Source organism: Pseudomonas sp. WS 5027, from assembly GCF_012985695.1.
Lineage (GTDB): Bacteria > Pseudomonadota > Gammaproteobacteria > Pseudomonadales > Pseudomonadaceae > Aquipseudomonas > Aquipseudomonas hygromyciniae.
The window spans coordinates 55589-79058 of the sequence record NZ_JAAQWU010000007.1; the positions used below are offsets into that span (position 1 = coordinate 55589).

A 23470-nucleotide genomic window follows, 5' to 3' on the forward strand; every position below is an offset into this window, starting at 1 on the left:
TGCCCGCGATAGCGGTGTACCAGTCAACCAATCTGGCACTGACACATTACTATCGCGAGCAAGCCCGCTCCCACATGGGTAACGCAGTGGCTTAGAGACCGTAGCTCATCAGGCGCTCATAACGACGGGCCAGCAGCGCCTCGTTGTCGAACTTCTTGAGCATGTCCAACTGCGCACAGAGCTCAGCGCGGATGGTAGCCGACGCTGCAGCAGGGTCACGGTGGGCGCCGCCCAGGGGCTCGGCGATCACTTTGTCGACGATGCCCAGGCCTTTGAGGCGATCAGCGGTGATACCCATGGCTTCAGCCGCATCCGGGGCCTTTTCTGCGGTTTTCCACAGGATCGAGGCGCAACCTTCCGGCGAGATCACCGCGTAGGTGGAATACTGCAGCATGTTCAATTGGTCGCAAACGCCAATGGCCAGCGCACCGCCGGAACCGCCTTCACCGATCACGGTCGCGATGATCGGGGTTTTCAGGCGTGCCATCACTCGCAGGTTCCAGGCAATCGCTTCGCTCTGGTTACGCTCTTCAGCGTCGATGCCTGGGTAGGCGCCCGGGGTGTCGATAAAGGTCAGGATCGGCATCTTGAAGCGTTCAGCCATCTCCATCAGACGGCAAGCCTTGCGGTAGCCTTCTGGACGCGGCATGCCGAAGTTGCGACGCACTTTCTCGCGCACTTCGCGGCCTTTCTGGTGACCGATCACCATCACGGGCTGGTCGTCGAGGCGGGCAATACCGCCGACAATCGCCGCGTCATCGGAGAAGTGGCGGTCGCCGTGCAACTCGTCAAACTCGGTGAAGATGTGATCGATGTAGTCCAGGGTGTACGGACGGCGCGGGTGGCGGGCCAGGCGCGCGATCTGCCAGCTGGTCAGCTTGCCGAAGATGTCTTCGGTGAGCGTCTTGCTCTTGTCTTGCAGGCGGGAGATTTCATCGCCGATATTCAGCGAATTGTCATTGCCGACCAGGCGCAGCTCTTCGATCTTGGCTTGCAGGTCAGCGATCGGCTGTTCGAAATCAAGAAAATTCGGGTTCATAAGCGTCCGTCTTGGGTCGACGGCCAAGGAGTGCCTGGCCAGCCGGTTGTCTATTCGCGCCCTACCTTAAGGGAGAGGCGCGTCAAGGTCGAGATTAAATGTTGAGTCGAGGTCAGGGGTACAAGGGCAGCCCTGACCGTCAACGGTATTGGAGGAAGACGTTGTCACGCCCGAACTGGTCACGCAATGCTTGAATCAAGCCATCAGCCGGGTCAATTCGCCACGTCTCGCCGAACTGCAACATCGCCTTGGCGTCGTTGCCGGTGTACTCCATGGTCACCGGGCACGCGCCACGGTGGCGCTTGAGCAGATCCCCCAGCCAGCGTAGCTGATCGCCCTTGAGCGCTTCGGTTTTGACCTTCAGTCGCAGGCTTTCGGCCAGGTTGGTACGGGCATCTTCCATGCTCATCACCCGCTTGATCCGCAGGCGCAAGCCACCGGAGAAGTCATCGTTGCTGACCTCACCTTCCACCACCACCATCGCGTCGGTCTGCAACAGCGACTGCGCGGAGTGGAAGGCGTCGGCAAACAGCGACGCTTCGATACGCCCGGAACGGTCGTCGAGGGTGATGAAACCCATCTTGTCGCCCTTTTTGTTCTTCATCACCCGCAGGGCAATGATCATCCCGGCGACAGTCTGGGTATCGCGCGCCGGCTTCAGGTCGATGATGCGCTGGCGGGCAAAACGGCGGATCTCGCCTTCATACTCGTCAATCGGGTGACCGGTGAGGTACAGGCCCAGTGTGTCTTTTTCACCCTTGAGCCGCTCTTTGAGGGTCAGCTCCTTGGCCTTGCGGTGATTGGCATACACATCGGCGTCTTCTTCGACGAACAGCCCGCCAAACAGGTCGGCATGCCCGCTGTCGTGGGTGCGGGCAGTTTGTTCGGCAGCCTTGATCGCTTCTTCCATGGCGGTCAGCAGTACCGCGCGATTACGGTCGATATTGGCCTGGTAGGCCTTCGGCTCGTCATGGAAATACGGGCCGAGACGGTCAAGTGCACCGCTGCGGATCAGGCCATCGAGGGTACGTTTGTTGATGCGCTTGAGGTCCACCCGAGCGCAGAAGTCGAACAGATCCTTGAAAGGACCGTCCTGGCGCGCCTCAGTAATCGCCTCGACCGGGCCTTCGCCCACGCCTTTGATCGCGCCCAGGCCGTAGATGATGCGGCCTTCGTCGTTCACGGTGAACTTGAACTCCGAGGCGTTCACATCCGGCGCGTCGAGACGCAGCTTCATGGTCCGCACTTCTTCGATCAAGGTCACGACCTTGTCGGTGTTGTGCATATCCGCCGAAAGCACCGCCGCCATGAACGGCGCCGGGTAATGGGCCTTCAGCCAGGCAGTCTGGTACGACACCAGGCCGTAGGCGGCGGAGTGGGATTTGTTGAAACCATAACCGGCGAATTTTTCCACCAGGTCAAAGATGTTACCGGCAAGGTCAGCGTCGATATTGTTGGTGGCGCAACCTTCAATGAAACCGCCGCGCTGCTTGGCCATTTCCTCGGGCTTTTTCTTACCCATGGCTCGACGCAGCATGTCCGCGCCGCCAAGGGTGTAGCCGGCCATGACCTGGGCGATCTGCATCACCTGTTCTTGATACAGGATGATGCCGTAAGTCGGCGCCAATACTGGCTTGAGGCCTTCGTACTGGTAGTCGGAGTGCGGGTAGGCCAGCTCGGCGCGCCCGTGCTTACGGTTGATAAAGTCGTCAACCATGCCCGATTGCAGCGGGCCCGGACGGAACAGGGCCACCAGTGCGATCAAGTCTTCCAGGCAGTCGGGCTTGAGCTTTTTGATCAGCTCCTTCATGCCGCGGGACTCAAGCTGGAACACCGCAGTGGTCTCGGCTTTTTGCAGCAGGGCGTAGGTCGGCTTGTCGTCCAGCGGGATAAAGGCGATATCCAGCGGCGCCTCATCGACCTTGGCGCGCTCGCGGTTGATGGTCTTGAGCGCCCAATCGATGATGGTCAGGGTCCGCAGGCCGAGGAAGTCGAACTTCACCAGGCCCGCTGCCTCTACGTCATCCTTGTCGAACTGGGTTACCAGGCCATCGCCTTCTTCGTCGCAATAGATCGGCGAAAAGTCTGTGAGCTTGGTCGGCGCGATTACCACACCACCGGCGTGCTTACCGACGTTGCGCACCACGCCTTCAAGCTTGCGGGCCATATCCCAGATTTCGGCCGCCTCTTCATCGACCTTGATGAAGTCACGCAGGATTTCCTCCTGCTCGTAGGCCTTTTCCAGGGTCATGCCGACTTCGAAAGGAATCATCTTCGACAGACGATCCGCCAAGCCATAGGACTTGCCCTGCACCCGCGCCACGTCGCGGATAACCGCCTTCGCCGCCATGGAACCGAAGGTAATGATCTGGCTTACCGCGTTGCGACCGTATTTTTCGGCCACGTACTCGATCACCCGGTCGCGACCATCCATGCAGAAGTCGACGTCGAAGTCGGGCATCGATACCCGTTCCGGGTTCAGGAACCGCTCGAACAGCAGGTCATATTCCAGCGGATCAAGGTCGGTGATCTTCTGTACATAGGCCACCAGCGAGCCCGCACCCGACCCCCGGCCAGGCCCCACCGGCACGCCGTTGCTTTTGGCCCACTGGATAAAGTCCATTACGATCAGGAAGTAACCGGGGAATCCCATCTGGATGATGATATCCAGCTCGAAATTCAGCCGGTCGACATACACCTGGCGCTTGGCTTCGTAATCCTCAGTCGTGTCTTTGGGCAGCAGAACGGATAGACGCTCTTCCAGACCATCAAAGGACACCTTGCGGAAATATTCATCGATGGTCATGCCATCGGGAATCGGGAAGTTGGGCAAAAAGTGTTTGCCCAGCTTCACTTCGATATTGCAGCGCTTGGCAATTTCGACGGAGTTTTCCAGGGCCTCGGGCAAGTCGCTGAACAACTCAGCCATTTCCTCGGCGCTTTTGAGGTACTGCTCTTCGCTGTAGTTCTTCGAGCGCCGTGGATCGTCCAGGGCCCGGCCTTCGCCGATGCACACCCGGGTTTCGTGGGCTTCGAAGTCTTCCTTCTTGATAAAGCGCACATCGTTGGTGGCTACCAGCGGCGCACCCAGCTTTTCCGCCAGGGCTACGGCAGCGTGCAGATGCTCTTCATCGTTGGGGCGATTGGTGCGCTGGACCTCCAGGTAGAAGCGATCGGGAAAGACCTTCATCCACTCACTGGCCAGCACTTCGGCCTCGTGCGGGTTACCACCCAGCAACGCGATACCGACCTCACCCTCTTTGGCGGCCGACAGCATGATCAGCCCTTCGCTGGCCTCGGCCACCCATTCGCGCTCGATGATGATCGAGCCATTGCGCTGGCCGTCGATAAAACCACGGGAAATCAGTTCGGTCAGGTTGCGGTAGCCCACGCCGTTCATCGCCAGCAGGCTGATACGGCTCAAGGCGTTGTCCGGATCCTTGTTGGACAGCCACAAGTCGGCGCCGCAGATCGGCTTGATGCCAGCGCCCATGGCGCTCTTGTAGAACTTGACCAAGGAGCACATGTTGTTCTGATCGGTCACCGCGACGGCAGGCATGTTCATGCCCACCAGGGTTTTGACCAGTGGTTTGATCCGTACCAGGCCGTCGACCAGGGAGTATTCAGTGTGCAGGCGCAGGTGAACGAATGAAGCCGGCATAGTGATCCTGTCTAGATACGTGTGAAAACAACAAGGCCCGGATTGTACCGGGCCTTGAGTAAAACATCAGCCTGCGCCTAAATCTCGACCTGGCTTTCGCGCACCTCGTAAGCCTGGCGCACCGGGGCAAACGAGCGGCGGTGGATCGGGGTCGGGCCCAATCGCGCCAGGGCTTCCAGATGAACGGGCGTCGGGTAGCCTTTGTGGCCACCGATGCCATAGCCCGGATAGATCAACTCGAACGCCGCCATTTCGCGGTCGCGGCTGACCTTGGCCAGGATAGAGGCGGCGGCAATCGCCGGAACCTTGCTATCACCCTTGACCACTGCTTCGGCTGGCATCGCCAGCTTCGGGCAGCGATTACCGTCGATCATCGCCAGCTTCGGGGTGATGTGCAGGCCCTCGACGGCGCGCTGCATGGCCAGCATCGTGGCGTGGAGGATATTCAGCTCGTCGATTTCCTCGACTTCAGCCCTGGCGATATGCCAGCTGAGGGCCTTTTCGCAAATTTCGTCAAAAAGCTTTTCACGACGGGCTTCGGTGAGTTTCTTCGAATCGTTGAGGCCGAGAATCGGGCGATTCGGGTCAAGAATCACCGCTGCTGTGACCACCGCACCGCACAGCGGGCCGCGCCCTACTTCATCGACACCGGCGACCAGTTCGTGGGTTTGAGCGACCAGGCTGAAATCCAGGCCCATTTGCGTCTTCATAGGGTTTCCTGCTGGCGGCCGATCAAGGTCAACACGGCGTCTGCGGCCTGGTTCGACGCATCACGGCGCAAGGTGCGGTGAATTTCGTCAAACCCACGGGTCTGCTCTTCGCCGCCGTCGATCAACGGCAAAATGGTCTGGGCCAATGCCTCGGGCGTCGCAGCGTCCTGCAGCAACTCCGGCACCAACAAACGCTGGGCAAGCAGGTTGGGCAAGGAGATGTAGGGACTTTTGACCATGCGCTTGAGAATCCAGTAGGTCAGCGGCGCCAATCGATAGGCCACGACCATCGGGCGCTTGTAGAGCAAGGCCTCCAGCGTGGCAGTACCAGAAGCGATCAACACCGCATCACACGCGGCCAAGGCCAGATGGGAACGTCCGTCAAGCAGCGTCAACGGCAGGTTGCGCCCCACCAGCAAGGCCTCGATCTGCGCTCGCCGCTGCGGGCTGGCGCACGGCAGCACAAAACGCACTCCAGGCTTCAAGGCCAGCAGGCGCTCGGCCGCATCGAAAAACAATGCGCCCAGGCGACCGACTTCACCACCACGACTGCCCGGCATCAACGCCACCAACGGCCCGTCGGGCAGGCCCAACTCGACGCGGGCGGCGGCGCGGTCAGCCTGCAGCGGGATGGTATCGGCCAGGGTATGGCCGACAAACCTTACCGGCACGCCCTGCTCTTCGTAGAACCGCGCCTCGAAAGGCAGCAAGGTCAGCATCAGGTCGCAGCCTTCGCGGATCTTCAAGACACGCTTTTGCCGCCACGCCCACACGGACGGGCTGACGTAATGCACGGTCTTGATTCCGGCCTGACGCAGTTTGAGTTCGATATTGAGGGTGAAGTCCGGGGCGTCGATACCGATAAAGACGTCCGGTTTTTCTGCAATCAGGGTCTGGATCAGCAGTTTGCGCCGAGCCAGTAGCTCACGCAGGCGCCCCAATACTTCCACCAGCCCCATGACCGACAACCGCTCCATGGGAAAGTAGGAAGTCAGGCCTTCAGCCTGCATCAACGGGCCGCCGACCCCGATGAATTCTACCGCTGGATGCTGCACCTTGATGGCGCGCATCAGGCCAGCGCCGAGGATATCGCCGGAAGCTTCTCCGGCCACCAATGCAATACGCAGCGTGGCCATGATCAGCGGGTGATGCCGCGAGTCGATGCCTGGATCGAATCACGGAACATGGCAACTTCTGGAAACAGCGCCGCCGGCTCGGCCAACTCGGCGAGCGCTTGGTCAACCGTCAGGCCCTGGCGATACACCACCTTGTAGGCGCGACGCAGGGCGTGAATCGCCTCTTCGCTGAAACCGCGTCGGCGCATGCCTTCGAAATTCATGCTGCGGGCTTCGGCGGGGTTGCCGAATACCGTGACGAACGCCGGTACATCCTTGCCGATAGCAGTACCCATGCCGGAAAAGCTATGGGCGCCGATATGGCAGTATTGATGCACCAGGGTGAAACCGGACAGGATCGCCCAATCGTCAACGTGTACATGGCCAGCCAGCGCGGTGTTATTGACCAGGATACAGTGATTGCCAATCACGCTGTCGTGACCGATGTGCGCGTAGGCCATCACCAGGTTGTGATCGCCCAGGGTGGTTTCTGCCCGGTCCTGCACAGTGCCGCGATGAATGGTCACGCCTTCACGAATGATGTTGTGATCACCGATTACCAGGCGGGTTTCTTCACCCTTGTACTTCATGTCCGGCGTGTCTTCGCCTACCGAGGAAAACTGGTAGATGCGATTGTGTTTGCCTATGCGGGTCGGACCCTTGAGGATCACGTGCGGCCCGATGACTGTCCCCTCGCCGATTTCCACACCTGCGCCGATGATCGACCAAGGGCCGACCTCAACGTCGGCGGCCAGCACGGCCGTCGGATCGATGATTGCGCGAGGGTCAATCAAACTCATAGTTTGCGTTCCGCACAGATGATTTCGGCGGAACACACAGGCTTGCCGTCAACGGACGCCTGGCATTCGAATTTCCAGATCTGGCGCTTGCAGCTCACGAACTTGGCTTCCAGGATCAACTGGTCACCTGGGGTGACCGGGTTGCGGAAGCGCAGCTTGTCGGAGCCCACGAAATAGTAAAGCGTGCCGTCGGCAGGCTTCAGGTCGAGCATTTTAAAACCCAGGATACCAGCGGCCTGCGCCATCGCTTCGATGATCAATACGCCCGGCATGATTGGATGCGCGGGAAAGTGACCATTGAAGAATGGCTCGTTGATGCTGACATTCTTGTAGGCACGAATGCGCTTTTCCTCGACATTCAGTTCCACTACGCGGTCCACCAGCAGGAACGGGTAACGGTGAGGCAGGTATTCGCGAATCTCGTTGATGTCCATCATTTCGGGGGGAAGCCTGTAATAAAGATTGGGAGCGCGCGGACTAAGGCACGCCCCTCTAGCAAATCAAGAAGGCAGTCTAGCTGCTGTGCACACTTGATATGGAAATGGTATCAGCCATCTGATGAAACATTACTGCCAGGGGTCACGTCCCCAACACGCTTTTCCAGATGTTTCAGGCGCCGTGCCATGTCGTCGAGCTGCCTTAAACGGGCCGCGCTCTTGCGCCACTCGGCTGCGGGTTGCATCGCCGTACCGGAAGAATAGGCCCCAGGCTCAGTAATCGAATGGGTCACCATGGTCATGCCGGTAATGAATACGTTGTCGCAAACTTCAATATGGCCCACCAGCCCGACACCGCCGGCCAGCATGCAATGCTTGCCGATCTTGGTGCTGCCGGAGATGCCGACGCACGCAGCCATGGCCGTGTGATCGCCAATCTGTACGTTGTGGGCGATCTGGATCTGGTTGTCCAGCTTCACACCATTGCCAATCACGGTATCGGCCAGGGCCCCGCGATCAACCGCAGTGTTGACGCCAATCTCCACATCATCACCGATCAACACACCGCCAACCTGGGCAATCTTCTGCCAGATGCCTTTCTCGTTGGCAAAGCCGAAGCCCTCGCCACCGATCACGGCACCCGACTGAATCACCACCCGCTGCCCGATACGCACATCGTGGTACAGGGTCACACGTGGCGCGAGCCAGCCGCCCGCGCCGACTTCACTGCGGGCGCCGATAAAGCAATGAGCCCCTACAGTCACGCCTGCACCAATGCGCGCACCACTCTCGATCACCGCGAAAGCACCAATGCTCGCCGCAGGATCAACCTGGGCGTCATCAGCGATCACGGCAGAAGGATGAATGCCTGGGGCAGCCTTGGGTTTCGGGTCGAACAGGTGGGACACCCGCGCGTAAGCCGCGTAAGGGTCGGCCACCACCAGCGCATCCCCGGCAAACGTCTCGGCATCAGCGGCCTTCAGCAATACTGCTGCGGCCTGGCTGTCGCTCAGGTATTTACGGTATTGGGGATTTGCGAGGAAGCTCAACTGAGCTGGGCCAGCCTCCTGCAAGGTGGCTAGCCCAGTGATTTCCTTCTCCTTGGAGCCACGCAAGGTGGCCCCCAGGAACTCGGCCAACTCGCCGAGTTTGATAGTCGCGGTCATGGCTTACTTCAGCTGGTTCATGCGCTCGATCACCTGGCGGGTGATGTCGTATTGAGGCTTGACGTCGATCACGGCGCCACGCTCGAAGACCAGGTCAAAGGCACCTTTCTTGATGACTTCTTCCACGGCGCTGTCGAGTTTTGGCTTCAGTTGCTTGAGCATTTCACGGTCGGCCACAGCCTTGGCTTCGTTCAGTTCCTTGGACTGGAATTGATAGTCACGGGCCTTTTGCTTGAATTCAAGCTCCAGACGCTCGCGCTCGCCTTGCTGCATTTTGTCGCCACCGGCGACTAGGCGATCCTGGATACCTTTGGCGCTGCTTTCCAGAGTCTTGAGCTTGGTCAGTTGCGGACCGAATTTTTTCTCGGCATCTACCGCGTACTTCTTGGCCGCGTCGGATTCCAGCAGGGCCATCTGATAGTTCAGGACGGCGATTTTCATTTCGGCAAACGCCGGGGTTGCGACCAGCACGGTTGCCAGAAGAACCAATTGAGTCAACTTACGCACGATGCACTCCTACAGAATCCGTTGTCGTTATCTTGGGTCGGACGCTTAGAACGTCTGGCCGAGGGAAAATTGGAAAATCTGGGTTTCAGCGTTATCCGGTTTCTTGACTGGCATCGCCAAGGCGAAGCTCAACGGACCAAGGGCGGTAATCCAGGTCACACCCACACCCACGGAACTGGCCAGATTGCTCAGGCTTACGTCGTTGCACTGGGTGTTGGACTTCAGGCCGCTCGGGTTACGAATCTGCTCGCACTTGGAGTCGAATACGTTACCCACATCCCAGAAGACCGAAGTCCGCAGGGAACGCTGGTCCTTGACGAATGGCAGCGGGAACAGAATTTCCGCACCACCTTGAATCAACACGTTACCACCGAATGGCAGCGGGTCATTGTCCGAGTCACGCACAGTGCCGACGTTACCGGTTTCGGCAACACCACGGCTCGGCGTACCACGAGGACCCAGGGTGCTGTCCTTGAAGCCACGTACGGAGTTGAAGCCACCGGCGTAGTAGTTCTCGTAGAACGGCAGGCCATTGGTCGAACCGTAGCCGTCACCATAGCCCAGTTCGGTGTGCAGGCGCATGGTGTAGTTATCGCTCAACGGCGTGAACAACTGGCCACGGTAGTCGAGTTTGAAGAACGACAGGTCGCTACCTGGGGTGGTGGTTTCCAGGGTCAAGCTCTGGGAGTGACCACGGGTGGCCAGCACGCCTTTGTTCAGGGTGGACTCGGACCAACCAGCCGAGGCCTTGAAGTTGAGGAACTTGTCACCTTCGCGGCGGGTGAAGTCGAAGATCTCGTCCACGGTGTAGACACCGGTCTTGATCTCATCCTGCTGCGCAGTCAGGCCGAAGGTCAGACGCGAGGTCTCACTGATCGGATAGCCCACGTTGACGCCGGCACCCAGGCTATCGATCGCATAGCTTGCAACGTCGACGTCGAGGTCTTTGTAGTCGGTGGTGCGGTAGAAGGCGTTGTAGCCCAGGCTCACACCGTCAGCAGTCCAGTAGGGGTCCACGTAGCCGAAGTTGTAGCGGCTCTGGTATTCACTGCGGGTCAGGCCGATGGAAACCTTGTTACCGGTACCCAGGAAGTTGTTCTGGGTAATCGAGCCACCGAGGATCAGGCCGGCACTCTGTGCAAAGCCGACACTGGCGGTGATCGAACCGGATGCTTGTTCTTCCACGGCGTAGTTAACGTCGACCTGGTCATCCACACCCGGTACGGCCGGGGTTTCGACGTTGACTTCCTTGAAGAAGCCCAGGCGCTCAAGACGGGTCTTGGACTGGTCGATCAGGTAGGTCGAAGCCCAGCCACCTTCCATCTGGCGCATTTCGCGACGCAGCACTTCGTCTTCGGACTTGGTGTTGCCCCGGAAGTTGATACGGTTGACGTAGGCACGCTTGCCCGGATCGACGACAAAGGTGATGTCCACGGTGTGGTCATCATCATGTGGGGTCGGCACGCCGTTGACGTTGGCGAAGGTATAGCCTTCGTTACCCAGGCGACGGGTGATCAATTCGGAAGTGGTGGTCATCAGCTTGCGCGAGAACACCTGGTCCTTCTGGACCAGCAGCAGGGACTTGACCTGGTCTTCAGGCACTTTCAGGTCGCCGCTGAGCTTCACGTCACGAACGCGGTACTTCTCGCCTTCGTTGACGTTGACCGTGATGTACACGTGCTTCTTGTCCGGGGTGATGGACACCTGGGTCGAAGCGATATCCATGTTGATATAGCCACGGTCCAGGTAGTAGGAGCGCAGACGCTCCAGGTCACCGGAGAGTTTTTCACGGGCGTACTTGTCGTCGTTCTTGAAGAACGACAGCCAGTTGGTGGTCTTGAGTTCGAACAGGTCGATCAGATCGTCGTCGGCGAACTTGGTGTTGCCCACCACGTTGATGTGCTGGATCGCCGCCACGGTGCCTTCGTTGATGTTGACCTTCAGGCCGACACGGTTGCGCGGCTGCGGCACCACTTCGGTTTCCACGGAAGCGGAGTAACGGCCTTGGGCAACGTACTGACGCTGCAGCTCGTTACGCACGCCTTCGAGGGTGGCACGCTGGAAGATCTCGCCTTCGGCCAGGCCGGATTGCTTGAGACCTTTCATCAAGTCTTCAGTGGAGATCGCCTTGTTGCCTTCGATCTCGATACTGGCGACAGAAGGTCGCTCGACGACAGTGATGACCAGGACGTTGCCTTCACGACCCAGCTGGATATCTTGAAAGAAGCCGGTTTTGAACAGCGCACGAGTGGATTCCACCAGGCGACGGTCGTCAGCCTGTTCCCCAACGTTCAACGGCAAGGCGCCAAACACGCTACCCGCGGAAACCCGCTGGAGGCCGTTGACGCGAATATCGGAGATGGTGAAGGACTCGGCGTGAACTTCGGCGATCATCAATACGGTGAGAACCGCAGTTAGCAGCAGACGTTTCATGAAGTCCTTTCTTATTCCAACTGGCAATAAACAAACTGCCGCAAAATGCGGCAGATTCGCAATTCAGCGAAGCGTTACAGACGTCCCAGATCGTTGACCAAGGCTAACAACATCACCCCGACCACCAAACTGATACCGATCTGTATCCCCCAACCCTGCACCCGATCCGACAAGGGGCGACCACGCACCCACTCGACGAGATAAAACAACAAATGCCCCCCATCCAATACTGGAATGGGCAACAAATTCAGAACCCCAAGGCTAATACTCAGATAAGCCAGGAAATTCAGGAAATCAGCAACGCCCGACTGGGCAGAAGCGCCCGCCACTTTAGCAATGGTTATCGGTCCACTCAAGTTTTTTACCGAGAGCTCGCCGAACAACATTTTCTTCAGCGAATCGAGGGTCAGTACACTCATGGTCCAAGTGCGTCGCGCACCCTCGCCAATTGCCGCCAATGGCCCGAAGCTGACCTCCCGCACCATCGATGGCGGCCAATCGACACCTTTGACCCCCGCCCCCAGATACCCGCCGGCCGCCTTGGCCTCCCCGCGCACCGCGAGGGTGACAGGGACGTCGATTTGAGCACCGTCGCGCTCTACTTTCAGCACAATTTTCGTATCAGGACGTACACGAACCAGATCGACTACTTGCTGCCAGTCGCCAAGTGCCTGACCATCAAGGGCCAGCAAACGGTCACCGGTCTTCAGACCGGCGGCCTGGGCCGGCCCCTTCGGATCGAGCTCTGCCAGCACTGGCGGCAGCGCCGGGCGCCAAGGGCGAATCCCCAGGGACTTGATCGGATCAGGCTCGTCGGCGCCCTTGAGCCACTGGTCCAGGACCAGCTCACGCGGTGTCTCAGCCGTGGAGTCCTGCTCGCGCACCACCAGTTGCACGGTGCCGCTCTCACCCAGACGTCGCACCAACTGCAGATTGACCGCCCCCCAGCCGCTGGTCGGCTCGCCATCAATAGCAACAATTTCCTGCCCAGCGCTCAAACCAGCCTTGGCTGCAATACTGCCCGCCTCCACCGCACCGATGACCGGACGCACCTGCTGGCTGCCCAACATTGCCAGGACCCAGAAGAACACCATGGCCAGCAGAAAGTTGGCGATCGGCCCGGCAGCCACGATAGCGATACGCTGACGAACGGTCTTGCGATTGAAAGATTGATCCAGTTGATCAGCCGGCACTTCGCCTTCGCGCTCGTCGAGCATCTTGACGTAGCCGCCCAGGGGAATGGCGGCAATCACGAATTCAGTCCCACGTCGGTCATGCCAGCGCAGCAGCGGCATGCCAAAACCCACGGAAAAACGCAGGACCTTGACGCCACAACGGCGCGCCACCCAGAAATGACCAAATTCGTGGAAAGTGACCAGTACACCCAGAGCAACCAGGGTGCCGACAATCATGTAGAGCGCACTCATCTAATCTCTCCGCATTCCAATCCCGCGCCTGCCCACTAACCTGCGTGGCGTTTCAACCATTGCTCGGCCAAGACCCGGGCCTTGGCATCCGCCTCGAACACGGCGCCCAAATCATTCACGGCAACCACCGGCTCGAGACTTAAAATTTCCTCGATGATACTCGCGATCTGTGGGAAGCGGATGCGCCGATCAAGAAACGCGGCAACCGCGACCTCATTGGCCGCATTCAACATCGCCGGAGCGCTGTTGCCCGCCTCTGCCGCTTCACGTGCCAGGCGCAGGCAAGGGAAACGCTGATCATCCGGCGCCTCGAAATCCAGGCGTGCAATGGCAAACAGGTCCAGCGGCGCCACACCCGAGTCGATACGCTCAGGCCATGCCAGGGCATTGGCAATCGGCGTGCGCATGTCCGGGTTGCCCAACTGGGCCAACACCGAACCATCCACATAGTCGACCAGGGAATGAATCACGCTTTGCGGATGAATCACCACCTCGACCTGATCGGCCCGGGCGTCAAATAGCCAGCAGGCCTCGATCAGCTCCAGACCCTTGTTCATCATGCTCGCCGAATCCACCGAGATCTTGCGCCCCATCGACCAATTGGGATGAGCGCAAGCCTGATCGGGAGAAACGTGCTCCAGTTCGGCCAACGGTGTCTTGCGGAACGGCCCACCAGAAGCGGTCAGCAGGATGCGCCGCACGCCCACCTGGCTCAGGCCGCGGGCAAAGTCGCCCGGCATGCACTGAAAAATCGCATTATGCTCGCTGTCCAGCGGCAACAGCACGGCGCCGCTCTTGCGCACCGCCTGCATAAACAGCGCGCCGGACATCACCAGCGCCTCTTTATTGGCCAAGAGGATCTTCTTGCCTGCATCGACCGCCGCCAGGGTTGGCCGCAAGCCAGCAGCACCGACAATGGCGGCAACCACGGTATCCACTTCAGAAGCAGCGGACACCTGGCACAAGCCCTCCTCGCCGACCAGCACTTGGGTGCCCAGGCCGGCAGCCCGCAGGTCGTCCTGCAAACCACGGGCAGCAACGGCATCCGGTACCACTGCAAACTGCGGCACATGCCGCACGCACAGCGCAAGCAGTTCGCTCAAACGACTGAAGCCGGTCAGGGCGAATACCTGGTAGCGCTCGGGATGACGAGCGATCACATCCAGCGTGCTCAAGCCCACCGAGCCAGTTGCTCCCAACACTGTCACCTGTTGTAGGCGGCTCACGAAGCAGCCATCCACAACAGCACGGCAAATACCGGGATCGCCGCCGTCAGGCTGTCGATTCGGTCCAGCACGCCGCCATGGCCCGGCAGCAGGTTACTGCTGTCCTTGATACCAGCCTGGCGCTTGAACATGCTTTCGGTCAGGTCACCGACCACCGAGATCAGTACCACCACTGCCGCGCCGATCAGGGCCAGGAGGATTTGCCTGGCTTCCCACTCACGCACAACGCCGACGACCAGGGTAATCAGCAACGTCAACGCCAGCCCGCCGTACACCCCTTCCCAGCTCTTGCCGGGACTGACTGCCGGGGCCAGCTTGCGCTTGCCAAAGGCACGGCCGGAGAAATACGCACCGATATCCGCACCCCAGACCAGCACCATCACCGCCATGATCAACCAGTTGCCCAAGGCCATATGCTTGATATAGACCAGGCCCTGCCAGGCCGGCAGCAGGATCAGCAGGCCGATCACCAGCTTGCAGGCGACACTGGACCACTGAGCACTGGTACGCGGGTAGGTCAATACAAGGAATGTTGCCAACGCCCACCACAGTACCGCCGCGCCGAGCACCCAAGGTGCGACATCCGGCAGGATGTACATCAGGAACAGCAGCAACGCGACCACGGCGGCATACACCACCCGCGGCAACTGTTCGGCAAACCCTGCCAGGCGCGCCCATTCCCAGGCGCCCAGGGTCACGACCAGGCCAATGAACAGCGCAAAGCCTGCGCCTTCGAGCAGGAAAAACCCGCACAAGGCGATCGGCAGCAGGATCAGTGCCGTGATGATTCGTTGTTTAAGCATTAAACCCGGGCTCCAGCTTCGATCTGCTCGCTCGTTTTACCGAAGCGACGCTGACGGGAAGCGAAATCGGCCAGTGCATTACGCATGGCATCGTGTTTGAAGTCCGGCCAGAACAGGTCGGAGAAGTACAGCTCGGTATAGGCCAACTGCCACAACAGGAAATTGCTGATGCGGTGTTCGCCCCCGGTACGGATGCATAGATCCGGCAACGGCAGGTCGCCGGTCACCAGGCAGGTTTGCAACAACTCGGGCGTGATGTCTTCCGGGCGCAAATGGCCAGCCTGCACTTCACGCGCCAGGCGCTGTGCAGCCTGGGCAATATCCCATTGTCCGCCATAATTGGCGGCGATTTGCAGGACGAAGCGGTCGCTGCCGGCGGTGATCGCCTCGGCTTCACGCATGGCCGCCTGCAGCTCCGGATGGAACCGTGAGCGATCGCCGATGATGCGCAGGCTGATGTTGTTGTCGTTGAGACGCTTGGCTTCGCGACGCAAGGCCTTGAAGAACAAGTCCATCAAGGCGCTGACCTCGTCGGCCGGGCGTTGCCAGTTCTCACTGGAGAAGGCAAACAAGGTCAACACCTCGACCTTGGCCTCGGCACACACCTCGATCACCGCCCGTACCGCATCGACGCCCGCTTTATGCCCGGCGACACCCGGCATAAAGCGTTTTTTCGCCCAGCGATTATTCCCATCCATGATGATCGCGACATGGCGCGGCACCATGGAGGGCACAGTCTGCTTGGTCTTTTCCATGAAAGCGTCCTGACCCCTTATACGGCCATCAGGTCCTTTTCTTTCTCTTCCGTGGCCTTGGTGATCAGGACCTCGGATTCCTTGGTCAGCTTATCGATATCAGCGATTGCACGACGCTCTTCGTCTTCGCTGATTTCCTTGTCCTTGACCAGTTTCTTCAGGTCACCCAGGGCGTCACGGCGAATGTTACGCACGGCAACACGGGCATCTTCCGCTGCGCTACGCGCCTGCTTGGTGAAGCCCTTACGGGTTTCTTCGGTCAGCGCAGGCATGGAGATCAGCAGCAACTCGCCCAGGTTGGTCGGGTTGAGGTTCAGGCCTGCGCTCTGGATGGCCTTGTCGACAGCAGCGAGCATGTTGCGCTCGAAAGCCACGACCTGCAGGGTGCGCGAGTCTTTGACGGTAACGTTGGCTACGCCGCTCAGCGGAGTGTCGGAACCGTAGTAAGGCACCATCACGCTGCCCAGGATGCTTGGGTGAGCCTTGCCGGTACGAATCTGGCCGAATGCATGGCTCAGAGACTCCAGGGATTTGTGCATACGCGCTTGGGCGTCTTTCTTGATTTCGTTGATCATTGTTGGCCTTCCTCGATCAGAGTCCCTTCTGCGCCGCCGTGTACGATATTCAGCAGGGCGCCGGGCTTGTTCATGTTAAATACGCGCAGCGGCATCTTGTGGTCGCGGCACAGGCAAATTGCCGTCAGGTCCATAACGCCCAGCTTGCGATCCAGCACTTCATCATAAGTCAGATGATCGAACTTCTCGGCATGCGGGTCTTTGAATGGATCGGCAGTGTAGACACCATCGACCTTGGTGGCCTTAAGCACCACGTCAGCATCGATTTCGATGGCACGCAGGCAGGCAGCCGAGTCAGTGGTGAAGAACGGGTTGCCGGTACCGGCGGCGAAGATCACCACTTCTTTGGCGTTCAGGTGGCGCATGGCTTTGCGACGATCGTAATGATCGGTTACGCCCACCATGGAGATGGCCGACATCACAATGGCCGAGATATTGGCACGCTCCAGGGCATCACGCATGGCCAGGGCGTTCATCACAGTGGCCAGCATGCCCATGTGGTCGCCAGTGACCCGATCCATGCCAGCAGCACTGAGCGCTGCGCCACGGAACAGGTTGCCACCACCAATCACCAGGCCAACCTGGACGCCAATGCCGACCAATTGGCCGACTTCCAGCGCCATGCGGTCAAGCACCTTGGGATCGATCCCGAACTCTTCCGAGCCCATCAGGGCCTCGCCGCTAAGCTTGAGTAGAATGCGTTTATAGCGAGCCTGATAACCACTGCCCTGCTGAGCCATTGCGAATCTCTCCTGCGGCGTATTTTTAAAAAATTCTTGGCGAGCCGTTTACGGCTTGCGTTCACTCTAGCTGGACGCTGTCACAGCGCCATCGGAACACGGCTTTGTAAGCCAGTTCCAAAGGGAAGCCAAATAAAATTGAGCATCCCATTTGAAAAGAGGCTGCGCGCGTGAGCGGGCAGCCTCTCTTGGGCGACAGTTGAAAACTGTCTTATTGCTTGGCGGCAGCCAGCTGGGCAGCAACTTCTTCAGCAAAGTTGTCGACCGGCTTCTCGATACCGTCGCCTACTTTGAAGTAGGTGAAGGAAACGATTTCAGCACCGGCTTTCTTGGCCAGTTCGCCAACCTTGATTTCAGGGTTTTTGACGAACGCCTGCTCAACCAAGCTAGCTTCGGCCAGGAACTTGCTGATACGGCCTTTGACCATGTTCTCAACAATGTTTTCTGGCTTGCCTTTGATTTTTTCTTCGTTCAGCTGCAGGAACACAGCTTTTTCGCGCTCGATCGCTTCGGCAGAAACTTCCGAAGGCAGCAGGAACTCAGGGTTGCTGGCCGCTACGTGCATAGCGATGTCTTTGGCCAGCTCAACGTTGCCGCCCTTGAGGACAACTGCAACACCGATCTTGTTGCCGTGCAGGTAACCACCAACAACGTCACCTTCAACACGCACCAGACGACGAATGTTGACGTTTTCGCCAACCTTGCCGACCAGTACCAGGCGATCAGCTTCTTGAGCGGCGATCAGCGGAGCGGCGTCAGTCAGTTTGTCGGCGAACGCTTTTTCAACGCTAGCAGCAACAAATGCCTTGAAGTCGTCCTGCAGAGCCAGGAAGTCGGTCTGCGAGTTCACTTCCAGCAGAACGGCGGATTTGCCGTCTTCTTTCAAAGCGATAGCGCCTTCAGCAGCTACGTTGCCTGCTTTCTTGGCAGCCTTGATCGCGCCCGAAGCACGCATGTCATCAATGGCTTTTTCGATGTCGCCGTCAGCCTTTTCCAGGGCTTTCTTGCAATCCATCATGCCTTCGCCAGTACGCTCACGCAGTTCTTTAACCAACGCTGCAGTAATTGCTGCCATTTTCAAATTCCTCTTGGATAGGTTTTCAACCATTCCACCCGACTTGTACGGGCGTTCAATTCTTCCCGAACCACCCTTGTTAACCGCTGCACGTTACAGATGCTGTAGCTGTGCCGCTCACAAATGGTTTTCGAGGTGGCAAAAAGGGGGCCAAGCCCCCTTTTTGCTTACTGAGTCAACGCCAGGGCGTCAATTACTCAGCTGCAGCGACCGGTGCTTCTTCAGCAGCGAACTCTACGGTGCCGCCGCCAACATTGTTGCGGCCACGGATTACAGCGTCAGCCATCGAACCCATGTACAGCTGGATAGCGCGGATTGCGTCATCGTTGCCTGGGATGATGTAGTCAACGCCTTCCGGGCTGCTGTTGGTATCGACTACGCCGATAACCGGGATGCCCAGCTTGTTGGCTTCGGTGATCGCGATGCGCTCGTGATCAACGTCGATAACGAACAGTGCGTCAGGCAGACCGCCCATGTCCTTGATACCACCCAGGGAACGATCGAGCTTTTCCAGGTCACGGGAGCGCATCAGCGCTTCTTTCTTGGTCAGCTTGGCGAAAGTACCGTCTTCGGCTTGCACTTCAAGGTCACGCAGACGCTTGATGGAAGCACGGATGGTTTTGAAGTTGGTCAGCATGCCGCCCAACCAGCGGTGATCGACGTACGGCGAACCGCAACGTGCTGCTTCTTCAGCAACGATCTTGCCAGCGGAACGCTTGGTGCCGACGAACAGAATCTTGTTTTTGCCCTGGGCCAGGCGCTCTACGAAAGTCAGAGCTTCGTTGAACATTGGCAGGGTTTTTTCAAGGTTGATAATGTGGATCTTGTTACGCGCGCCGAAAATGTATTTACCCATTTTCGGGTTCCAGTAACGGGTCTGGTGACCGAAGTGCACACCGGCCTTCAGCATATCGCGCATGTTGACTTGGGACATGATAGTTCCTTAATAAGTCGGGTTTGGCCTCCACGTATCCCAATGACCAACCAGCGGCTTCAAGGCCTCCGGCACCCAGGTCATCGTGTCGACACGTGTGTGGATTTAAGCTTTGCGGGGTATCCCCGGAAAGCGGCGCATTTTATACCACAGCAACGACAAAAACGAAACCCGCAATCGCATTTGCTTGCCGCCACGGCCACCCAAGCCATTGAATCGGGTGAAAATACCCACACCTTATAGAGAGAAGCGATAGCCAGAGACTCATGGTTTGTACCTTGCGTCTGTTAGAATCGCGTTTTTTGGGCTTGTGCGAACGCTGCACCTTTTTGTCGCACACCCGTAAACCGTATTGATTTCAGCGCGTCGCGCTAGAGAGAGCCTGTATGACCGTTACCCTGAAAACCGCCGAAGATATCGCAGGCATGCGCGTTGCCGGCAAACTGGCTGCCGACGTGCTGGAAATGATTGCCGAACACGTCAAGCCCGGCGTTACCACTGAAGCCCTGGACCGCATCTGCCATGACTATATTGTCGACGTGCAGAAAGCCATCCCCGCGCCGCTGAACTACAAAGGCTTCCCCAAGTCGATCTGCACCTCGATCAACCACGTGGTCTGCCACGGTATCCCGGGCGACAAACCGCTCAAAGACGGTGACACCCTGAACATCGACGTCACCGTGATCAAGGACGGTTATCACGGCGACACCAGCCGCATGTTCCACGTCGGCAACGTCCCGGTCTGGGCCGAGCGCCTGTCCCAGGTCACCCAGGAATGCATGTACAAGGCCATTGAACTGGTCAAGCCCGGCTGCCGCCTGGGCGATATCGGCGAAGTGATCCAGAAGCACGCTGAAAAGAACGGGTTCTCGGTAGTCCGCGAATTCTGCGGCCACGGCATCGGCAAAGTGTTCCATGAAGAGCCACAGATCCTGCACTACGGCCGTGCTGGCACCGGCATGGAGCTCAAGGCAGGCATGACCTTTACCATCGAGCCGATGATCAACCAGGGCAAGGCCGACACCAAGGTGCTGGGCGACGGCTGGACCGCCATCACCAAGGACCGCAAGCTTTCGGCACAGTGGGAGCACACCCTGCTGGTCACCGACACCGGCTACGAGATCTTCACCCTGCGCGCCGATGACACCATCCCCCGCGTTTCGGCCTGATGCTTGCAGCGGGCTTTCCGGATAGCAACGTTGCAACCTACACATAGATAGAAAGGAAAGCCGATCGATGCCCCAGGTGGATCCCGAACTCTTCGACCGCGGCCAGTTCCAGGCGGAACTGGCGCTGAAGGCAAGCCCGATTGCCGCCTTCAAGAAGGCCATCCGCCAGGCCCGCGAGGTGCTCGACGGACGTTTTCGCAGCGGCCGGGAGATCCGCCGGCTGATCGAGGATCGCGCCTGGTTCGTCGATAACATCCTGCAAAAGGCCTGGGAACAGTTCGACTGGAGCGAGGACGCCGATATCGCCCTGGTGGCCGTCGGCGGCTATGGCCGGGGCGAACTGCACCCCTACTCCGATATCGATCTGCTGATCCTGCTGGACAGCGCCGACCACGAGATCTTTCGCGACTCCATCGAGCGTTTTCTGACGCTGCTGTGGGACATTGGCCTGGAAGTCGGTCAGAGCGTGCGTTCGGTAGATGAATGCGCCGAAGAAGCCCGTGCCGACCTCACCGTGGTCACCAACCTGATGGAAAGCCGCACCATTTGCGGCCCCGAACGCCTGCGCCAGCGCATGCTGGAAGTCACCAGCACCGCGCATATGTGGCCGAGCAAAGAGTTTTTCCTCGCCAAGCGCGCCGAGCAAAAAGCCCGGCACCACAAGTACAACGACACCGAGTACAACCTGGAACCCAACGTCAAGGGCTCGCCTGGCGGGCTGCGGGACATCCAGACCATTTTGTGGGTGGCCCGGCGCCAATACGGCACCCTGAACCTGCGAGCCCTGGCCGGCGAAGGCTTTTTGGTAGAGAGCGAAAACGCCCTGCTGGCCTCGTCCCAGGAGTTTTTGTGGAAGGTACGCTACGCCCTGCACATGCTCGCCGGACGCTCCGAAGACCGCCTGCTGTTCGATCACCAGCGCTCCATCGCCAGCCTGCTGGGGTTTGAGGGCGAAGACGCGAAGACCAGCATCGAAAGCTTCATGCAGCAGTACTACCGGGTGGTCATGAGCATCGCCCAGCTCAGCGACCTGATCATCCAGCATTTTGAAGAAGTGATCCTGGCCCCCGAAGACGAAGCGCCGCCGCAACCGATCAACGCACGCTTCCAACTCCACGATGGCTATATCGAGGCGCGCAACGACAACGTGTTCAAGCGCACTCCATTTGCCATGCTGGAAATCTTCGTGCTGATGGCCCAGCAACCGGAAATCAAGGGCGTGCGCGCCGACACCATCCGCTTGCTGCGGGAAAACCGTCATCTGATCGACGACGAATTCCGCAACGACATCCGCAATACCAGCCTGTTTATCGAGCTGTTCAAGTGCAAGATCGGCATCCACCGCAACCTGCGGCGCATGAACCGCTACGGCATCCTCGGACGCTATCTGCCGGAGTTCGGCTTTATCGTCGGGCAGATGCAACACGACCTGTTCCACATCTATACGGTCGATGCCCACACCCTGAACCTGATCAAGCACCTGCGTAAGCTGCAATACACCCAGGTGTCAGAGAAATTCCCGCTGGCCAGTAAGCTGATGGCCAAGCTGCCCAAGCCTGAACTGATCTACCTGGCAGGCCTGTACCACGATATCGGCAAGGGCCGGCACGGCGACCATTCGGAAATCGGCGCGGTGGATGCGCAAGCCTTCTGCCAGCGTCACCAGTTGCCGCAATGGGACAGCCGCCTGATCGTCTGGCTGGTGCAGAACCACTTGGTCATGTCCACCACTGCCCAGCGCAAGGACTTGTCCGACCCGCAGGTAATCCATGACTTCGCGCAGATCGTCGGCGACGAAACCCGTCTCGACTACCTGTACGTGCTGACCGTCTCCGACATCAACGCCACCAACCCGACCCTTTGGAACTCGTGGCGCGCCAGCCTGTTGCGCCAGCTCTATACCGAGACCAAGCGCGCGTTGCGCCGTGGCCTGGAAAACCCGGTGGACCGCGAAGAGCAGATCCGCCGCACCCAGAGCGCGGCCCTGGATATCCTGGTGCGCGGCGGCAACGACCCGGACGATGTGGAGCAATTGTGGTCGCAATTGGGTGATGACTATTTCCTGCGCCACACCGCAGGCGACGTGGCCTGGCACACCGACGCGATCCTCCAGCAGCCGGCTGACGGTGGCCCGCTGGTGCTGATCAAGGAAACGACCCAGCGCGAATTCGAAGGCGGGACGCAGATCTTCATCTACGCCCCGGACCAGCATGACTTCTTCGCCGTGACCGTGGCCGCGATGGACCAACTCAACCTGAACATCCATGACGCGCGGGTCATTACCTCCAGCAGCCAGTTCACCCTCGATACCTATATCGTGCTCGACACCGAAGGCGAGTCCATCGGCGACAACCCCGAGCGCGTGAAAAAGATCCGCGAAGGCCTCACCGAAGCCCTGCGCAACCCGGACGACTACCCAACCATCATCCAGCGCCGGGTGCCGCGCCAGCTCAAGCATTTTGCCTTTCCTCCCCAGGTGACGATCCACAACGACGCCCAGCGCCCGGTTACGGTGCTGGAACTCAGCGCACCGGATCGGCCAGGCCTGCTGGCACGGATCGGCGGGATCTTTCTGGAATTCGACCTATCATTGCAAAACGCCAAGATTGCCACCCTGGGCGAGCGGGTCGAAGACGTATTCTTTATTACCGACGCCGACAACCACCCCCTGTCCGACCCGGAACTGTGCCGCCGCTTGCAGGACGCCATCGTGCAGCAATTGAGCGTGAACCAGGAGCCTGGGGCAGAAGGTTTCCGACTGACCATTTGAGTTGAATTTTTCCCTGTGGGCGCGCGCCCTTGTAGGAGCTGGCTTGCCTGCGATGGCATCGCCTCGGTGTACCAGATACACCGCGGTGCCTACATCGCAGGCAAGCCAGCGCCTACAGGGGCCGCGCT

19 protein-coding genes are annotated in these 23470 nt (G+C 59.1%); 2 read left to right on the forward strand and 17 right to left on the reverse strand.

From position 1 onward, the window contains the following. Positions 1-91: 91 nt before the first annotated feature. The 17 genes from HBO09_RS10950 to rpsB form a co-directional block, all read right to left on the reverse strand. Positions 92-1039, reverse strand: coding sequence for an acetyl-CoA carboxylase carboxyltransferase subunit alpha (locus HBO09_RS10950; RefSeq protein WP_029297260.1), 948 nt, complete (start codon positions 1037-1039; stop codon positions 92-94). A 139-nt stretch (positions 1040-1178) separates the two neighbouring features. Then, positions 1179-4700, reverse strand: coding sequence for a DNA polymerase III subunit alpha (gene dnaE / locus HBO09_RS10955; protein WP_169996895.1), 3522 nt, complete (start codon positions 4698-4700; stop codon positions 1179-1181). 77 nt (positions 4701-4777) lie between these two features. After that, positions 4778-5410: a ribonuclease HII gene (rnhB, locus tag HBO09_RS10960; RefSeq protein WP_169996893.1), complete on the reverse strand. Its 633-nt coding sequence runs from the start codon at positions 5408-5410 to the stop codon at positions 4778-4780. Continuing rightward, positions 5407-6546 carry a lipid-A-disaccharide synthase gene (gene lpxB / locus HBO09_RS10965; RefSeq protein ID WP_169996891.1) on the reverse strand — a complete coding sequence of 380 codons (1140 nt, stop codon included), beginning with the start codon at positions 6544-6546 and terminating at the stop codon, positions 5407-5409. Before lpxB ends, rnhB begins: the two co-directional genes overlap by 4 nt. A gap of 2 nt (positions 6547-6548) precedes the next feature. Next, on the reverse strand, positions 6549-7325 hold the full coding sequence (lpxA, locus tag HBO09_RS10970; protein WP_169996889.1) for an acyl-ACP--UDP-N-acetylglucosamine O-acyltransferase: 777 nt from the start codon (positions 7323-7325) through the stop codon (positions 6549-6551). After that, complete coding sequence (gene fabZ, locus HBO09_RS10975) at positions 7322-7762, reverse strand: 3-hydroxyacyl-ACP dehydratase FabZ (RefSeq protein WP_029297270.1); 441 nt, start codon at positions 7760-7762, stop codon at positions 7322-7324. Before fabZ ends, lpxA begins: the two co-directional genes overlap by 4 nt. Positions 7763-7872: 110 nt before the next feature. Then, entirely contained in the window at positions 7873-8928 is a 1056-nt protein-coding gene (gene lpxD / locus HBO09_RS10980; protein WP_169996886.1) for a UDP-3-O-(3-hydroxymyristoyl)glucosamine N-acyltransferase, read from the reverse strand. A 3-nt stretch (positions 8929-8931) separates the two neighbouring features. Next, the gene (locus HBO09_RS10985) at positions 8932-9435 is read right to left on the reverse strand and encodes an OmpH family outer membrane protein (RefSeq protein ID WP_003219314.1); all 504 of its coding nucleotides are present in this window, start codon (positions 9433-9435) and stop codon (positions 8932-8934) included. A 45-nt stretch (positions 9436-9480) separates the two neighbouring features. Beyond that, complete coding sequence (gene bamA, locus HBO09_RS10990; RefSeq protein ID WP_169996882.1) at positions 9481-11868, reverse strand: outer membrane protein assembly factor BamA; 2388 nt, start codon at positions 11866-11868, stop codon at positions 9481-9483. A gap of 74 nt (positions 11869-11942) precedes the next feature. Further along, positions 11943-13295, reverse strand: a complete 1353-nt coding sequence (rseP, locus tag HBO09_RS10995; protein ID WP_169996880.1) for a sigma E protease regulator RseP — start codon at positions 13293-13295, stop codon at positions 11943-11945. A 35-nt stretch (positions 13296-13330) separates the two neighbouring features. Further along, a complete protein-coding gene (ispC, locus tag HBO09_RS11000; protein ID WP_169996877.1) occupies positions 13331-14521 on the reverse strand; it encodes a 1-deoxy-D-xylulose-5-phosphate reductoisomerase in 1191 nt (396 codons plus the stop codon). Further along, on the reverse strand, positions 14518-15324 hold the full coding sequence (locus tag HBO09_RS11005) for a phosphatidate cytidylyltransferase (RefSeq protein WP_169996875.1): 807 nt from the start codon (positions 15322-15324) through the stop codon (positions 14518-14520). The genes ispC and HBO09_RS11005 overlap by 4 nt, the downstream gene beginning before the upstream one ends. Beyond that, entirely contained in the window at positions 15324-16079 is a 756-nt protein-coding gene (gene uppS, locus HBO09_RS11010; RefSeq protein WP_169996872.1) for a polyprenyl diphosphate synthase, read from the reverse strand. The genes HBO09_RS11005 and uppS overlap by 1 nt, the downstream gene beginning before the upstream one ends. A gap of 17 nt (positions 16080-16096) precedes the next feature. Then, complete coding sequence (frr, locus tag HBO09_RS11015) at positions 16097-16654, reverse strand: ribosome recycling factor (protein ID WP_169996870.1); 558 nt, start codon at positions 16652-16654, stop codon at positions 16097-16099. Beyond that, the gene (gene pyrH, locus HBO09_RS11020) at positions 16651-17394 is read right to left on the reverse strand and encodes a UMP kinase (protein ID WP_003172271.1); all 744 of its coding nucleotides are present in this window, start codon (positions 17392-17394) and stop codon (positions 16651-16653) included. The genes frr and pyrH overlap by 4 nt, the downstream gene beginning before the upstream one ends. Before the next feature lie 211 nt (positions 17395-17605). Beyond that, a complete protein-coding gene (gene tsf / locus HBO09_RS11025) occupies positions 17606-18469 on the reverse strand; it encodes a translation elongation factor Ts (protein ID WP_003172264.1) in 864 nt (287 codons plus the stop codon). A 193-nt stretch (positions 18470-18662) separates the two neighbouring features. Then, a complete protein-coding gene (rpsB, locus tag HBO09_RS11030; RefSeq protein ID WP_029297291.1) occupies positions 18663-19403 on the reverse strand; it encodes a 30S ribosomal protein S2 in 741 nt (246 codons plus the stop codon). A 386-nt stretch (positions 19404-19789) separates the two neighbouring features. On the opposite strand from rpsB, the gene map reads away from it, so the two are divergent. Together map and HBO09_RS11040 are read left to right on the forward strand one after the other, a co-directional pair. Continuing rightward, positions 19790-20572, forward strand: a complete 783-nt coding sequence (map, locus tag HBO09_RS11035) for a type I methionyl aminopeptidase (protein WP_029297294.1) — start codon at positions 19790-19792, stop codon at positions 20570-20572. Between the two features lie 67 nt (positions 20573-20639). Then, complete coding sequence (locus HBO09_RS11040) at positions 20640-23342, forward strand: [protein-PII] uridylyltransferase (RefSeq protein ID WP_169996868.1); 2703 nt, start codon at positions 20640-20642, stop codon at positions 23340-23342. Positions 23343-23470: the final 128 nt, after the last annotated feature.